Consider the following 14,172-nt stretch of genomic DNA (forward strand, 5'->3'; position numbering starts at 1 on the left):
TCCTATCCGTCGACTGGTCAGCTAGTTAGGGGTGCTGCGCTCGCGACAGGCCCTTCCACCGGAACAATCCTGTTTGTGAAAGGTTGAGGCAGATCATATCTGAGCCATTCGCCCAGCATCCATCGGCGCGACACCGCGGCGAATTTCAGCGATCGACACGATGCCGATGAGCGTACGGTCTTCGCCCAGCCCGTGAAGCCACTTAAGAACAGCTTCATCCGGGCGAGGTTTCGTACCTTCCGACAGAACGTTCGCGGCGAGGAGCAGCCTCAGAACGACAAGTCACGTGGCTCGTTGTGCTGCCGTTCAAGATCCAGATCCGCGCCGCGCAGAGGCGATGCCAAGAGAAATTCCGCGAGCGATCCCCTCCGTCCAGTTCTCCGCTGCCACTCTTCTGCGGAAACGACGACTACGCTCGGCGTTCCGTTGCGGGTAATTGTCTGAGGCGCCAATCGCGCACGTTCCAGCGCTGGGGTCTTCTCGACGTGAATTTCACTGTTTTGCTCGATGATTTGGGCCATTTCTCTACAATGACAAGAACGTCCGATAGTGCAGGATCATCGGGCGTTTGGGGAAAAATGCGTCTAGGAGTTACGCTGGCCTGCAGGCTATCCCCATCAATGAGGATTTGGCTATCGGTCAAGCAACAGGCGACCGGCGGCAGACAGGGACATTACCGTCACACCGTTCGGAAGAGGGAAGGCCTCTTGGCCCCGGGGTAGACAACGACCCGTTTTTGCGGCTGCAAATCCTCGCAGGCAAGGTAGAACCTTTTTCTAGTTTAGGCGTAAGGCTTCGCTTAATCTCTATCGCTCAAGGATTTTCGCCTGGAGCAGTCAGCAGGAGATCGATTTCGGCTCCAGCCGCTGTGCGGTTGAAGTTGGCTGCAGTGCCGTCGGGCAAGGACGCGATCAGTGTTTCGATCACGAAGCCCTCCCAACTGGAGCCGACAATTGGATGACCAATTAATGGTTCAGCGCTTCCGAGCCCAAGCAGCGCATGGGCAATGCCGCTGTCCCTGACATAGACCCTTGGTGATTTGACCAACCGCTTGCCGACATTGGCATGCCGGGTTCGAGACGGCGCACCAATAGCAGGTCAACAAGAAGATCGAGGTAAGAAGCGACGGTTTTGCCATCTATCCCCAGCGAACGGGCGAGTTCGGCTGCGTTGAGAAGACCAGACTGGTGGTGTGCCAGCATGGTCCAGAACCGCCTCAGCGTCTTGGCAGGAATGCGTCGCCCCAAAAGCGGAATATCGCGTTCGAGATAGGTGCGAATGAAATCCTGTCGCCAGCCCATGCTTCCATAGTCGCTGGAAGCAAGGAAACTGTCGGTAAAACCACCCCGTAGCCAAAGTCTCTCGAGTGCATCTACCGGCACTTCCAATCCGTCGACAGGCTGCATTTCAAGATGCGCTATGCGGCCATGACGGCGTTTCTCCGGATTGGTTGAGGAGATCGATAGAAGCTGAGCCAAGTAGCAGGAACTGGCCGGTGGGCCGTCCGGCGCGGCGGTTGCGATCGATCAAGCCCCGCAGGATCTGGAATACGTTTGGCAGGCGGTGAACTTCGTCAAGGATAACCAGCTTGTCGTCGTGGCTTGCAAGATAAAGCTCCGGTTCCAACAGTTTGGCTCGATCTGCTTCCGATTCGAGGTGGAGATAGATGGATGGTCGGGTTTCGCCAATATTGAGTGCTAATGTCGTTTTACCAATCTGACGAGGGCCCAATAGCGCTACCGCAGGGCTTTCGTCCACCCGATGCAGGAGTTCGGCTTCAATTCTTCACTCAATCATCCTTGCATTTATGGCATACTGTTCCGGATCTGCAAGGAAAACCTATGCAATGAGGCGCGCGGCCCGACCGCTACGCCGCGTCGCATTATTGTAGTAACTCGATGCCTGCTAGCTTCGGGCAGTGGGATACCACAATTGGCGGCCTCGGCCAGATATCCTGCCCGCAGACCGTGCGCAGAGAATTCCCACGGTCCAGCCCCGCCATTTCTGCCCTGCTTGAGAATGGCATTGACCGACTGCGGATCGAGCGCTCGCTTCGACACCGTACCCCAGCGCCGCCCTAGTCGATCTATATCACGGCCATCCATCCATGCATAGAGAGCCTCGAACGGCCGGCCTGTGAGATAGACGGTATTGTCCTGATCACCGGACGTCGTCTTGGTGCGGCCGAGATGAATGGCAAGAGAGGGGAGGGGAGGGCCGTCTTCCACCTCGATCGGCTGCTTAATTGTCAATTGCTCGACACGAAGGCCTGCGATCTCGCTGCACCGCCGGCCGCCGGCCGCCCGACGCAAAGGCGGCCATCAGGATCGCCCTGTCACGCAGATCGCGCAAGCTCTCCGTTGCTTAGGTCGCCCGCATTTTTGCTAGCACGCCTGATGTCACCGCCTTGACGCTCTTTCGACGGCGCTGCCTCGGACGGCCCGCACGGCCAGACGAATGGCGGATTTAAGGGCAGGAGAGGCGGAGGCGCCTGGAAGTCGACGCCATTTCGTGAGGGTCGACCAACTGGCTAACCGGCGGCGCACAGTATCCGGTGCATGCAGGCCGGCGGATTCAGAAAGCCCTGGCGCCGGAGGTTGTCGTCGACGTGCATGCCGTGATCCGTATCGGCCGCACGTTTCTCCGGATCCCACAGATGGTGCGCGACGAATTTCAGCAGCAGCGCTTCGGGCGCCGGCCAGGGCAGGGACTGTCCGGTCGCGGCCAGTGCCAAGGCTTCGAGATAGGCGAGGTCCGATGTCAGGGCGCGTAGGGTATTATCGCCCATACCCTGGTTGACGAGATGTTTAAGCGTTTCGACATCCTAGTCGGAGGTGGGCAATTCCGCAAGCTCGTCGCGGCGCTCCATCGGCAGAAGGGACGCGATCGTGTCGAGCTCTTCGGCGCGGCGCTCGACAGCACTCAGGGATGTTTTGGCTTCGGCCACGATCGCTCCAAAATCACAGGATTCGGCCGTCCTTATCGAGCGGACTCTGTCTGACTGATTTCAAAGGACAAGGCATTCTCCCAATTCGCCGGACTCACCCTAATTAAGCGGACTCAGGCGCAACATGATTGCTGTGCCGGACCGCAGCACGCAGAGGCCTTCTGGGTTTTTTCCGCCAGCCAGCGATCGCGGGGCCTGCAGCTCGCGGGACGTGGAACTAGATCAACGTGCAGTGCGCCGCTGTGTAGGGCAGGGGCCGCCGCGCAATAAAGCTGCATCGGCCGCACCCCGTCACTGACTTCGAAGGTCAGCTTGGCGGATCCATCCAGCTGCAAGTGCTCCGAAACCTTGCGAATGATTGCGGCAAACTTTCCGGCCGGCATGTGCGTGCGGTCATCCTCATCGATGTCCCACAGCTGCACAAAGATTTCCGACCACTCCTCGTGCTGGGCGCCACAGTCGAGTGCTGCGAACTGTCCCGCTTTCACCTCGGTCACGTGATAGCCGCCCTTCACCGGCCGGCCGTCGTAGGAAAATATCAGTGCCATGTCCCGGACGCCGTCGATGGTGTCGAGCAGGCGACCGAGGCTGATGTCGGTTTCGAGAAGGGGCTTGTCGAATGCGTTCATTTCGGCTACTCCTGTTTCAATAATTCAAGGATTGTAGAAATATGGAAGAACGTCAAGCCCTCATGTCATTTGCGGCGCTGTCGCAGGAAACGAGGCTCCACATCGTCCGCATGCTGGTGGTGGCCGGTCCGGACGGAATGGCTGCCGGCGCGATCGCGGAAAAGGCTGAGGTGTCGCCCTCGAATGTGTCCTTCCACCTGAAGGAACTGGAGCGGGCCGGGCTCATCAACCAGCAGCGCGAATCCCGTTCGATTATCTATACCGCCAATTACGACGGGCTGGGTGCGCTGGTCCGCTTCCTGATGGAAGACTGCTGCGCCGGTCACCCGGAGATATGCGCACCGGCCACCGAAATCGCCGCCTGCTGTGCGCCTACCCCAAAGGAGAACCTGCAATGACCGCCGATCGCGTTTACAACGTCCTGTTCCTCTGCACCGGCAATTCGGCGCGTTCAATCCTCGCCGAGTCCATTTTGAATAGTGAAGGCAAGGGCCGCTTCCGCGCGTTCTCTGCTGGCAGTCAGCCAAAGGGCGAGGTTCATCCGTTGGCCCTGGATACGCTGCGCGGCCTCGGATACGAAGCGACGGGGTTCAGCTCAAAAAGCTGGGACATCTTCGCGGAGCCTGGCGCACCGCAAATGGATTTCATCTTCACGGTCTGTGACAACGCCGCTGGCGAAGCCTGCCCGGTCTGGATCGGCCACCCGATGACTGCTCACTGGGGCGTTGAAGATCCGGCAGCTGTCGAGGGCTCCCTCATCGAAAAGGGCCAGGCCTTCTCCCAGGCGGCCCGCTATCTCAAGAACCGCATCACCGCATTCTTAAGCCTGCCTCTGGCCTCGATCGACAAGCTGGCGCTGGAAACCCAGCTCCGCACCATTGGCACGATGGAAGGCTGCACCAGCCCCCAGGGCGACGTCGCGTGAGCTACGTTTTGGATCAGCAGCAGGCCAGCGGCCACGATCAGGATTTGCGGGCAGCACTGCAGGCGGCGGAACTTCCAATCGACGATCTGGAGCAAACTGGGCGCGTGTTTTTCCGCTTTGCCGACCAGGGCCGTATCGTCGGCTTCGGCGGGATGGAGCCCTATGGCGACTGCGCGCTGTTGCGCTCCGTGGTGGTCCTGCCAGATCAACGCGGACGCGGTTATGGCGAAGCTATCTCCCGCCGGCTGCTTGACGAGGCGGGGCGCGCCGGCGCCCGTACTGTCTATCTGCTGACTCAATCGGCGGCCGCGTTCTTTGAACATCTGGGGTTCGTGAAAGTCGAGCGCGCGTATGCGCCGGCGGCGATCCTGCAAACACGCCAGGCGGCAAGCCTGTGCCCGGCATCTGCCGGCCTGTTTGCCAAATCAATCTGAGGATAAAATCATGTCCACATTTGAACGCTATCTGACGGTGTGGGTCTTTGCCTGCATCGTCGTCGGGGTGGCGCTCGGCCACCTCATGCCGGACACCTTCCAAGCGATCGGTGCGGCCGAAGTCGCGAAGGTCAACCTGCCAGTTGCAGTGCTGATCTGGCTGATGATCATTCCGATGCTCCTTAAGATCGATTTCGCGTCCCTCGGTCAGGTCGGCCGCCACTGGCGAGGGATTGGCGTCACCCTGTTCATAAACTGGGCCGTAAAACCATTTTCGATGGCGCTGCTTGGCTGGCTGTTCATCGGCTATCTGTTCCGTCCGTACCTGCCGGCCGGGCAGATCGATTCCTATATCGCCGGCCTGATCATCCTGGCAACGGCGCCCTGCACCGCCATGGTGTTCGTCTGGTCCAACCTGACAAAAGGCGAACCGCATTTCACGCTGAGTCAGGTCGCCCTAAACGACACGATCATGGTGATGGCCTTCGCGCCGATCGTCGGGCTGCTGTTGGGCCTGTCCGCCATCACGGTGCCTTGGGATACGTTGATCCTGTCGGTCGTGCTCTACATCGTCCTGCCGGTGATCGCGGCACAGATCCTGCGTCGGCTGACCGACGTAAACCGCCTCGGTGCAAGGCTGCAGCCGGTGTCACTCGTCGCGTTGATGGCGACCCTGGTGCTGCTGTTCGGCTTTCAGGGCGAGCAGATCCTCGCGCAACCGGGCGTGATCGCGCTGCTGGCCGTTCCGATCCTCATCCAGGTCTATTTCAACTCCGGCCTCGCCTACCTGCTCAACCGCATGAGCGGTGAGAAGCACTGTGTCGCCGGCCCGTCGGCTTTGATCGGCGCGTCCAACTTTTTCGAACTGGCGGTGGCCGCCGCCATCAGCCTGTTCGGATTCAACTCGGGCGCGGCGCTGGCAACCGTCGTCGGCGTCCTCATCGAGGTGCCAGTCATGCTGTCGGTAGTCTGGATCGTCAACCGCAGCAGGGGTTGGTACGAGCGCGGCGCCGCCGTCCGCTCCTCCGCTTCCGCCATCGAAAGGGCCTGAAACCATGGACGTCACAATCTATCACAACCCCGCCTGCGGAACGTCGCGTAACACGCTGGAGATGATCCGCAACGCGGGCATTGAGCCTACGGTGATCGAATACCTGAAAACCCCGCCCAGCCGCGTTCAGCTAATCAAGATGATCGCTGACGCGGGCCTCACCGTCCGGCAGGCGATCCGCGAGAAGGGTACGCCCTATGCCGACCTCGGCCTCGACGACCCGGAGCTGACCGATGACCAGTTGCTCGACGCCATGCTCAAGGATCCGATCCTGATCAACCGGCCATTCGTTATCACGTCCATAGGCGCGCGCCTGACGCGGCCCTCGGAGGTGGTGCTGGACATCCTGCCGGATAGCCACAAGGGTGCCTTCACCAAGGAAGACGGGGAACGGGTCCTCGATGCAGAGGGCAAGCGCATTGTCTGATTTACCTGCCGCATCCCTTCAGCATCTGCAACTTCCCGATCTGCAGGCGCTGCGTCCATCGTTTTCCGACCACAAGCCGAGGATCCTGATCCTGTACGGCTCGCTGCGTCCGGTCTCTTATAGCCGCCTGCTGGCGCACGAGGCAGCGCGTCTGCTCGAGCATTTTGGCTGCGAGGTGAAGATCTTCGATCCCGAAGGCCTGCCGCTGCCCGATGCGGCGCCGGTGGATCATCCGAAGGTCCAGGAGCTGCGTGAGCTGACACAATGGTCGGAAGGCCAGGTCTGGGTCAGCCCTGAGCGCCACGGCGCGATGACCGGCATCATGAAGGCGCAGATCGACTGGATCCCGCTTTCCGTCGGCTCCGCGCGGCCGACCCAGGGCAAAACCCTGGCGGTGATGCAGGTCTCCGGCGGCTCGCAGTCGTTCAACGCGGTAAACCAGCTGCGCGTCCTCGGACGCTGGATGCGGATGATTACGATCCCAAACCAGTCTTCAGTGGCCAAAGCGTTCCAAGAGTTCGATGCGGATGGCCGCATGAAGCCCTCCTCCTATTACGACCGCGTCGTCGACGTCTGCGAAGAACTGGTCAAGTTCACGCTGCTCACCCGCGACGCTTCGGCCTACCTCACCGACCGCTACAGCGAGCGAAAGGAAGAAGCCGCGAAACTGGAGCAGCGCGTGAGCCTCAAGTCCATATGACCCAGCGCTTGCCGATCGGCGCGATCCTCGCCCTCGGTGTCACCCAGAACGTCGGCTACGGCACCCTCTATTACAGCTTCAGCATCCTGGCGCCAGACATGGCGGCAAGTCTCGCCTGGTCTCAGGAATGGATCTTCGGCGCCCTCTCGGTGGCGCTGCTGATCGGCGGATTGACCGCCCCTTGGCTTGGCACGCCGATCGACCGCATTGGGGCAGGGCGGGTGATGACCATTGGCTCCGCCGTCGCGGCCGTAGCCTTAGTTGCTTGCGCCTATGCGCCGGGAAGGGGTACTTATGTCGCGGCGCTCATCGCGATCGAGGTCGCCGCCAACCTGGTACAGTACGGGGCAGCGTTCGCGCTCCTGGTCCAGCTGCGGCCGGCCGCCGCTCAGCGCAGCATCACGTATCTCACCCTGATCGCCGGCTTTGCCTCGACGATGTTCTGGCCGATCACGACGGCGCTGCACGCCCAGCTGTCCTGGCAGAACGTCTACCTCATATTCGCTGGCCTCAATCTGCTGGTGTGCCTGCCGATCCATGCCTGGCTTTCGCGCGGCCTGGCACACAGTCGTCGGCAAGCTGCCGGGCAACAGGCCGCTCCCGTGGCAGGATCCCTGGCGCCGTCGCACCGCCGCGCCGGTTTTGCACTCATGACAACGGCCTTTGCGGTGCAGTACCTCGCCAGTGCCTCGGTCCTGGTCCACATGGTGCCGTTGCTCGCTGGTCTCGGGCTCGGCGCCACCGCGGCCCTCGTCGGCACCCTGTTTGGACCGTCGCAGGTCGCGAGCCGGCTGATCAACATGCTGTTCGGAAAGCACCTTGACGCGCTGCACCTAGCGTTGATTTCAGCCGCCCTGATCCCTGCCGGCGCACTGGTCTTGGAGCTGACCGCGCCCTCCATACCCGGAGCCACGATTTTCGCCGTGGTGTTCGGCATGGGCAACGGCCTGCTGAGCATTGTCACGGGCACCCTGCCGCTAGCGCTGTTCGGCAGTGAAGGATACGGGAAGCTGCAGGGGAAGATGATGGGCGCTCGACTGATCGTTTCGGCTTCAGCCCCCTTTGTCATGGCGTTGGCGATGGAATGGCTGGGGATCTCTCTGTCCCTGGCAGCCATCGTCGGCCTCGGCATGCTGGCCCTGGCCTTGTTCGTCCTCCTTGGGAGCTTTCGCCGCCAGGGTATGGTAGGCTGATCGCGTGCTGCATGTCCTCTTTGCCTTCTCCCTAGCGATAGTCGCTCTTCTCTATTCCTGCGTCAGTCAGACAGGGGGCACGGGCTATGTGGCGCTGATGGCGCTGGCAGGGTTTACGCCCGCCGTGATCAAGCCTTCAGCTCTCGCCCTCAATATTCCCGTGTCGGCCATCGGCTGCGTTCGCTTTTACAGGGCGGGTCTGGTCACCTGGCGCACGTGTTACCCGTTCGCAATCCTTGGCCTGCCGTTCTCTTTAATCGGCGGCGCGCTGCACCTGCCTGCGAGGGTGTATCATCCGGTGGTCGGAACCCTGTTGCTCATTGCAGGAGTCCAGATGCTGCGCCCGGTATCCGGCCGTGACGGCGAAGCCCACCCCAAAGGCCCGCCCTTTATGCCGTCGCTCGTGGCGGGTGGGTGCTGGGCATCATTTCAGGGGCCACTGGAGTAGGGGGTGCACCTCCTCAATTCCGGGACGGCGTAGGCTGGCGCATGGGTTACCATGCCCGACCTTCCTGCGGAGCTTCCACTGTGGCTGTTGTGTGTGGGGGCCGGAGGCTATGTCGGCTCGTGGTTGGGAGCGTTCAATTTCAAACCCGAAACGCTGCGCAAAATTTTGGCCTTCCTTCTGATCGCTGGGGCAATGCGGCTGATCGGAAGCATTGTCGTATACTGAACGAGTAGCCGTAACGCTGTTCTCTGTTGAGTGTTGATGCCGCGGTCAACTCCTTCAGCAGTCTCGCGAGCACGGGTCGCGCTCCGGATGCAAATGGGCCCATGATCCTGACAGATGAGGCCTAAGCCTGCGGCCTGTAGCTCGTCGCCCTGCGCCTCGTGAACCTGATCGTCGGTCGCGATACGGGCGTGACCTATAAGCCGGCGAGGTGGGGGAGAAGAATTGCTTTTTGCCGTTCGGCCATTGATTTTCGGTTCGATTCAGCAGGTTTGTTCAGATAAGGAACGCGCTGATAAAGGACCAGTTGCAAGTGTGTTTTTATGACCTTAATGCGGCCCTGTCAGACGCGAAACATCGCGTCAAACTCATTCTAGCTACGACCGGCTTGAAATGCGCTCTGATGGCCGTCTACGGCGGAAATTGCTTAAATATGGCGTTCGGGGAGGGGATGTGTTGGCCACCACGCGGAACGAACATGCACGATCACCAAACCACGGGGCGCCAAATCACAAATACGAGATAGCCATCAAGATGGCAGGCGCCATCTTGATGGCTACTCAATTAGGTTACTGTGGATCCAGAGGAAGGAGCACTCAATGGTAACACCGCAACTATCCGTCCGCAGTTCCAAAGCTCGCGACCTTGCCCATAAGCTCGCCCGCCGAGAAAATCGCACGATTGCCGATATCGTCGAGCGCGCGCTCGAAACCTATGAGGCTCGTCAGGCAGGACGTGAACCCGCTGCGAAATTCTATAGCCGTCTTTCATCGCAGTCTGGTACGGATATCGATCTAGACAGTATCATCAATGAAAACAGACGCGCTCACAAAGGCGTAGAGCTTTGATTTTCATGCACACGAATGCGATGTCTGTCTTTTATGAAGGCTCTCGATTCTGCGGTCATAGCATGGCTGGTTCGCCACGATGCCGAATTGGCATTGCCGACGGTTGCAGTTGCTGAGATCGCTTTTGGTATTCAAAAGATCAGGCCGGATCAGGGGGCAGATCGCCTGGAAGAGCGACTTGTGAGCTGGCGTCACCGGTTCTCCGACAAAATGTTTGCCTTCACGGAAGCAGCATTGGCCTATGGCGATATCATGGGAGCCTGCTGCGCGGCAGGGGAGGAGGATGTCGGCTCCAGACGGCATGATCGCGGCGATAGTGTGGATCAATGATGGCCGGTTGGCGACCAGAAACCTCAAAGATTTCGAAACAACAGGGCTCAAATTGATCTCGCCTTGGCAATTTTAACAGTGATATCAGATCCTACAACAATCGGGTCGCTCGCCCGCTTCTCCGTGCAGCACTGTTATAATAGCTCGACGCCTGCTGCACTGACTTGTGGCGGGACTGTTCCATCGCCTCAGGCAGCGGAATGCCGCGATTGGCGGCCTCCGTCAAATATCCCGACCGCAAACCGTGCGCAGAAAACTCCCCCGAATCCAACCCCGCCATTTCCGCACGCTGTTTAAGGATCGCGTTGATCGACTGCGGATCGAGCGCCCGCCGCGAGACCGATCCCCACCTTCCGATCCCCCGAAACACGCTTCCCTTGTCGATTCTGGCGGCCGACAGCCAGGCAGTCAATGCCTCGACAGGCCGGCCTGTGAGATAGACGACGTCGTCCTGCTCTCCGGTCGTCGTTTTGGTCCGTCCAAGATGAATTGCCAAAGAGGGAAGGGGAGGGCTGTCAGGCACCTCGATCGGTGCTTCCTCGGTCAGTTGCTCCAGGCGGAGGCCTGCGATCTCGCTGCGCCGGCGACCACCTGATGCAAAGGCGACCATCAAAATCGCCCGGTCCCTGATGTCACGCAAGCTGTCACTTGCGCACGTGGCGAGTAGCATTTGCAGGATGTCCCCCGTGACCGCCTTTGCGCTTTTTCGACGACGCTTTCGTGGAACGGCGCGGACCGCGAGCCGGATCGCCTGTTTGAGGGCAGGGGAGGAGAAGGCTCCGGATAAGCCGCGCCATTTGGTCATGGTCGACCAACTCGCAAGCCGGCGCCGCACCGTATCGGGGGCGTGCGGGCCGATGGATTTCAGGAAGCCTTGGCCTCTGAGGTTCTCCTCAACCTCAGGAGGCATGCCGTGGTTGGGGTCGCTGGCGCGCCTTTCGGGATCCCACAGGTGGTGAGCGACGAATTTGAGCAGTAGCGCCTCTGGCGCGGGCCAGGGCAGGGACTGCCCGGTGGCAGCAAGACCCCAGGCTTCGAGATAGGCGAGATCGGAGGTCAGCGCCCGCAGCGTGTTGTCGCCCATGCCCTGGTTGACCAGATGTTTGAGCGTTTCGACATCCTGGTCAGTCAGAAGCTCGGCGAGTTCGTCCCTGCGCTCGATTGGCAGCACCGATGCGATCGTGTCGAGCTCGACAGCGCGCCGCTCGATGTTAGACAGGGAGGCTGGCCTGCGCGGTTTCGACATTAATCGATCTCGACGTTCGGCCGCCAGCGGCGAATGATTTGAATGATCTCCAGTTTATAAGCCTCAGGGTAAACGAGATCCTCTTCGCGGGCGAGAAAAGTGAAGACTGTCACCATGTCTTCGCAGACGTCGCGATCGACATCGGCCAGATCTGTAAGATTAAAGCCGCCGTGCACGTCTGCATTCCACCAAGCAAGAATGAAGTTGGCGACGCGCCGGCTCTGACCGGTATCGCCGTGGGCGACGTTGAGCAACTTTTCCAGCGCGAAGCGGACGCGATCTTCCATGTTTCGAAACCTTTGCAGAACGTGATTTTGGCCCACGGTAAGTGAATTTGGGGGTTTTGTCGATCTACCATCGATAAGGGATACTTATCGATGGTTATAAGCCCAACTTAAAGCCATACGCAGTAATGAATCCTAACGGCGATATAGCTTTCATTATAGATTTATTAACCATAAATTCAATGGCTTACGATCTCGCAAAAACCAGCATGACAGCCCTGATGCGGGGTAAGTGGGGCAGATTCGCTGGCAGTGCCCGAAAACAATCCGATCCCTGGGCATGCCCGCGGCGCGATTGACGTCCCAGACGAGTTCATCAATTGCATCGGCGAGTTCCACGGCAGTGCGCGGCTGAACCTCATCCATCGCGCTCAGAACAGCGTCCTCGATCTCGAGATTGTAGGTCGGTTCATTATTTCCTTCTTCAAACCGATCACACTACAGGGTGTGCCCACGCCACACGATGAAGTGGCTTTCGCATCCTCCGTCGCGCCAAACCGAGGGAAACAGGGTAAGTCCTTCACCGCGAATGTCGAAGCGCCATGCCTTGTCGGCGCGGCTGTCGAGATTGATTACCAGGGTCTCGCCGCACCCATCAGGGCACGCCATGACAATCAATCTGGGCCGCGAGCGAAAAACCATGGATGTATCACCTGTCCTTCATGAGCTTGAAAAGCCGTTCCATGAGTGCATTAACCACGAGCCCTGCCTCCTGTGCGTTCAAATTCAATACCGGCATCACATCCTCCTCGTGCATTGGTGCCCACAAGAATGGTGTGTGTTGCAGGGGCACGGCGCAAACGCCGGCAGGGTTCCCTCCGGACGTTCTGACCATTGTGATCGTAGCGAAATTCACGTGCTCTTTCTCGTCGATTAAAATTTCGCCGTCGCGGAATTAACTGCGTCTAGAATTGCGCGATCATTTTTCTATTCATTCGAATTTTCGTTGTATTAATTCCGATTGAATTTTCTCGCACTGCATAAAGTTCGTTGGAAATTTCCAACACGAGTTTGAATTTCATATCGCGATTGGATTTTTCGCACCTACTAAATATCGATTGAATTTCTATTTGACGGCTCCGTCATTATGAAATTCACGATATCTAGTGTTTGAGTCAAACTAGGGGGACGGTGCTTGCGACTCCCGCGTTTAGTTAATTTCTTTCAAAAAACACGAAGTTCGTTGTGTCGACTAGGAATCCGGGATTGCCAATTGGGGCTTAGGCTGCTATCTCCGGGGAATGGTAGAAGAGACCGAAACAAAGCGCCCTGGGCTGAACACTGACCTCCTCGATAAGATCCGAGTTTTGAGGAATGAGCGGGCGCGCACGTACGTTGAGGCAAGCAGGATCAACGAACGCCTGAAGGAGTTGTCTATCCAGATCAGTGCCTACGAAGACGCGGCATCGATGGTATTCGGCGAAAGCCAGTACACGGCGCTGATGGCGGCGATTGAGGGGAATATCACAGCAAGGAGTTCACTGACTTCAACGCTTACATCATCCGTAACGGTTGCAGGCGGGCTGATCGCCTTGGGTCGGGATGCTTTTGCTTCCTCACCGAAGAAAAAGAGCCTTTCGGAATCGTGGGCCAAGCTTCTCGTGTCCATGGCGGAGCACGAAGCATTTACCTACGATGATCTCGTAACGATGTCAGAAATCATGGACTATGATGTCGCCAAGCCAACGATGCGCAGCCAGATCAAAACTTACGTGGATAGTGGCCTTGTGGAGCGCCTCGAGAACGAGCGGGGCAAGTTTAGGGTGACACCAACAGGTAGAGCAACGGCAGAGTCCGCGCTTAACATGAGGGGCCAGGAACCATCGGCAATCGTGAAAACGGTCGGGAGGCTGAGTGATGCCTCAGATTTTGCAGACATCCTTGGCGACGATCCGTCTTCTGGTTCTGGAGGATCGAAGAACATCTTTGAATAGGTTAATTCGCGTTAACTTTTCGATGGTACAAGAATCCGGCGCCGAGAAATTCGGTGCTGAAACGAAAAGAGACCCCCGCGAGGGAGCCTCTTAAACCGGAAGGGCAAGCCGCTGCGAACGGCCCATCCTCCTAAAAATAACCCGCGTCAGGTGGCGCACATGAGAAAGGACAGAACATGGAATGGCATCGCCAGACCTTATTATCGGATACCGCCAGTTAGGCGGCACCCCTGACCCCTTCCATAAGGGTTAAGGACGCACGCTGCAGGGTCTCCAAAACCTTGCAGCGTGCTGCACTCGTTATAGAGTGCGATATCTCTTGTGTCCATATTATGATGAGCCACGAACTCTGAACGGAATTGACGGCTGCTTCGAGTAGTGAGACATATGTGCGAGGAGATGGTGGTTGCAACACCATCTCCTCTTTGCTTACTTAGATATGTCGCCGTCTCGGTCTGAGAAGGTCGAGACGGCATTTTTATATTGATGATATGCTTCGAGGCCGTAGTGAATCGACAGGCTTGCGAATACTACCAACAATACTCCAGCTTTCA

15 protein-coding genes and 5 pseudogenes are annotated in these 14,172 nt (G+C 58.7%); 11 read left to right on the forward strand and 9 right to left on the reverse strand.

Features of this window, described 5'->3' with window-relative positions; genetic code table 11:
• Positions 1–35 precede the first annotated feature (35 nt).
• The 6 genes and pseudogenes from WA845_RS23150 to WA845_RS23185 all read right to left on the reverse strand — a co-directional run.
• Positions 36–273 (reverse strand): annotated as a pseudogene (locus WA845_RS23150) (VapC toxin family PIN domain ribonuclease); the annotation flags it as partial.
• Positions 270–461 (reverse strand): annotated as a pseudogene (locus WA845_RS23155) (type II toxin-antitoxin system prevent-host-death family antitoxin); the annotation flags it as partial. The pseudogenes WA845_RS23150 and WA845_RS23155, both read right to left, overlap by 4 nt.
• Before the next feature lie 352 nt (positions 462–813).
• Positions 814–1,406 (reverse strand): annotated as a pseudogene (locus WA845_RS23165) (ATP-binding protein).
• Between the two features lies 1 nt (position 1,407).
• Positions 1,408–1,731, reverse strand: coding sequence for an AAA family ATPase (locus WA845_RS23170; protein WP_337322621.1), 324 nt, complete (start codon positions 1,729–1,731; stop codon positions 1,408–1,410).
• A 108-nt stretch (positions 1,732–1,839) separates the two neighbouring features.
• Positions 1,840–2,947, reverse strand: a pseudogene (locus WA845_RS23175) (integrase).
• A gap of 113 nt (positions 2,948–3,060) precedes the next feature.
• Positions 3,061–3,576, reverse strand: coding sequence for a DUF6428 family protein (locus WA845_RS23185; RefSeq protein WP_337322623.1), 516 nt, complete (start codon positions 3,574–3,576; stop codon positions 3,061–3,063).
• Positions 3,577–3,617: 41 nt separating this feature from the next.
• On the opposite strand from WA845_RS23185, the gene WA845_RS23190 reads away from it, so the two are divergent.
• The 10 genes and pseudogenes from WA845_RS23190 to WA845_RS23240 all read left to right on the forward strand — a co-directional run bounded on the left by WA845_RS23190 (position 3,618) and on the right by WA845_RS23240 (position 10,230).
• The gene (locus WA845_RS23190) at positions 3,618–3,974 is read left to right on the forward strand and encodes an ArsR/SmtB family transcription factor (protein WP_337322624.1); all 357 of its coding nucleotides are present in this window, start codon (positions 3,618–3,620) and stop codon (positions 3,972–3,974) included.
• Entirely contained in the window at positions 3,971–4,501 is a 531-nt protein-coding gene (locus tag WA845_RS23195) for an arsenate reductase ArsC (protein ID WP_337322625.1), read from the forward strand. The genes WA845_RS23190 and WA845_RS23195 overlap by 4 nt, the downstream gene beginning before the upstream one ends.
• Positions 4,498–4,935: an arsenic resistance N-acetyltransferase ArsN2 gene (arsN2, locus tag WA845_RS23200; protein WP_337322626.1), complete on the forward strand. Its 438-nt coding sequence runs from the start codon at positions 4,498–4,500 to the stop codon at positions 4,933–4,935. The genes WA845_RS23195 and arsN2 overlap by 4 nt, the downstream gene beginning before the upstream one ends.
• Before the next feature lie 10 nt (positions 4,936–4,945).
• Entirely contained in the window at positions 4,946–5,986 is a 1,041-nt protein-coding gene (arsB, locus tag WA845_RS23205) for an ACR3 family arsenite efflux transporter (RefSeq protein WP_337322627.1), read from the forward strand.
• A gap of 4 nt (positions 5,987–5,990) precedes the next feature.
• Positions 5,991–6,413: an arsenate reductase (glutaredoxin) gene (arsC, locus tag WA845_RS23210; RefSeq protein ID WP_337322628.1), complete on the forward strand. Its 423-nt coding sequence runs from the start codon at positions 5,991–5,993 to the stop codon at positions 6,411–6,413.
• A complete protein-coding gene (gene arsH, locus WA845_RS23215; RefSeq protein ID WP_337322629.1) occupies positions 6,388–7,113 on the forward strand; it encodes an arsenical resistance protein ArsH in 726 nt (241 codons plus the stop codon). The genes arsC and arsH overlap by 26 nt, the downstream gene beginning before the upstream one ends.
• The gene (gene arsK / locus WA845_RS23220) at positions 7,110–8,306 is read left to right on the forward strand and encodes an arsenite efflux MFS transporter ArsK (protein WP_337322630.1); all 1,197 of its coding nucleotides are present in this window, start codon (positions 7,110–7,112) and stop codon (positions 8,304–8,306) included. Before arsH ends, arsK begins: the two co-directional genes overlap by 4 nt.
• A 4-nt stretch (positions 8,307–8,310) precedes the next feature.
• Positions 8,311–8,754, forward strand: a complete 444-nt coding sequence (locus WA845_RS23225; protein ID WP_337322631.1) for a sulfite exporter TauE/SafE family protein — start codon at positions 8,311–8,313, stop codon at positions 8,752–8,754.
• 821 nt (positions 8,755–9,575) lie between these two features.
• A complete protein-coding gene (locus WA845_RS23235; RefSeq protein ID WP_337322632.1) occupies positions 9,576–9,824 on the forward strand; it encodes a type II toxin-antitoxin system VapB family antitoxin in 249 nt (82 codons plus the stop codon).
• Positions 9,821–10,230 (forward strand): annotated as a pseudogene (locus WA845_RS23240) (type II toxin-antitoxin system VapC family toxin). Before WA845_RS23235 ends, WA845_RS23240 begins: the two are co-directional and overlap by 4 nt.
• A gap of 15 nt (positions 10,231–10,245) precedes the next feature.
• Here WA845_RS23240 and WA845_RS23245 read toward each other — a convergent pair.
• From WA845_RS23245 to WA845_RS23255, 3 genes are all read right to left on the reverse strand, one after another.
• A complete protein-coding gene (locus tag WA845_RS23245; RefSeq protein ID WP_337322633.1) occupies positions 10,246–11,400 on the reverse strand; it encodes a site-specific integrase in 1,155 nt (384 codons plus the stop codon).
• A complete protein-coding gene (locus tag WA845_RS23250; RefSeq protein ID WP_337322634.1) occupies positions 11,400–11,687 on the reverse strand; it encodes a DUF7673 family protein in 288 nt (95 codons plus the stop codon). The genes WA845_RS23245 and WA845_RS23250 overlap by 1 nt, the downstream gene beginning before the upstream one ends.
• Before the next feature lie 435 nt (positions 11,688–12,122).
• Positions 12,123–12,326 carry a DUF6527 family protein gene (locus tag WA845_RS23255; RefSeq protein WP_337322635.1) on the reverse strand — a complete coding sequence of 68 codons (204 nt, stop codon included), beginning with the start codon at positions 12,324–12,326 and terminating at the stop codon, positions 12,123–12,125.
• 599 nt (positions 12,327–12,925) lie between these two features.
• On the opposite strand from WA845_RS23255, the gene WA845_RS23260 reads away from it, so the two are divergent.
• On the forward strand, positions 12,926–13,618 hold the full coding sequence (locus WA845_RS23260) for a MarR family transcriptional regulator (RefSeq protein ID WP_337322636.1): 693 nt from the start codon (positions 12,926–12,928) through the stop codon (positions 13,616–13,618).
• Positions 13,619–14,172: the final 554 nt, after the last annotated feature.

The sequence above is a fragment of the Agrobacterium sp. CMT1 genome (assembly GCF_037203725.1).
In the GTDB taxonomy this organism is placed as follows: Bacteria; Pseudomonadota; Alphaproteobacteria; order Rhizobiales; family Rhizobiaceae; genus Agrobacterium; species Agrobacterium pusense.

Excerpts from the sequence above, each read along its gene's own strand:
- WA845_RS23185 (WP_337322623.1), bottom strand. The coding sequence starts at position 3,576 with ATGAACGCATTCGACAAGCCCCTTCTCGAAACCGACATCAGCCTCGGT.
- arsH (WP_337322629.1), top strand. The coding sequence starts at position 6,388 with ATGCAGAGGGCAAGCGCATTGTCTGATTTACCTGCCGCATCCCTTCAG.
- arsB (WP_337322627.1), top strand. The coding sequence starts at position 4,946 with ATGTCCACATTTGAACGCTATCTGACGGTGTGGGTCTTTGCCTGCATC.
- WA845_RS23235 (WP_337322632.1), top strand. The coding sequence starts at position 9,576 with ATGGTAACACCGCAACTATCCGTCCGCAGTTCCAAAGCTCGCGACCTT.
- WA845_RS23260 (WP_337322636.1), top strand. The coding sequence starts at position 12,926 with ATGGTAGAAGAGACCGAAACAAAGCGCCCTGGGCTGAACACTGACCTC.
- arsK (WP_337322630.1), top strand. The coding sequence starts at position 7,110 with ATGACCCAGCGCTTGCCGATCGGCGCGATCCTCGCCCTCGGTGTCACC.
- WA845_RS23190 (WP_337322624.1), top strand. The coding sequence starts at position 3,618 with ATGGAAGAACGTCAAGCCCTCATGTCATTTGCGGCGCTGTCGCAGGAA.
- WA845_RS23250 (WP_337322634.1), bottom strand. The coding sequence starts at position 11,687 with ATGGAAGATCGCGTCCGCTTCGCGCTGGAAAAGTTGCTCAACGTCGCC.
- WA845_RS23255 (WP_337322635.1), bottom strand. The coding sequence starts at position 12,326 with ATGGTTTTTCGCTCGCGGCCCAGATTGATTGTCATGGCGTGCCCTGAT.
- WA845_RS23195 (WP_337322625.1), top strand. The coding sequence starts at position 3,971 with ATGACCGCCGATCGCGTTTACAACGTCCTGTTCCTCTGCACCGGCAAT.
- arsC (WP_337322628.1), top strand. The coding sequence starts at position 5,991 with ATGGACGTCACAATCTATCACAACCCCGCCTGCGGAACGTCGCGTAAC.
- WA845_RS23245 (WP_337322633.1), bottom strand. The coding sequence starts at position 11,400 with ATGTCGAAACCGCGCAGGCCAGCCTCCCTGTCTAACATCGAGCGGCGC.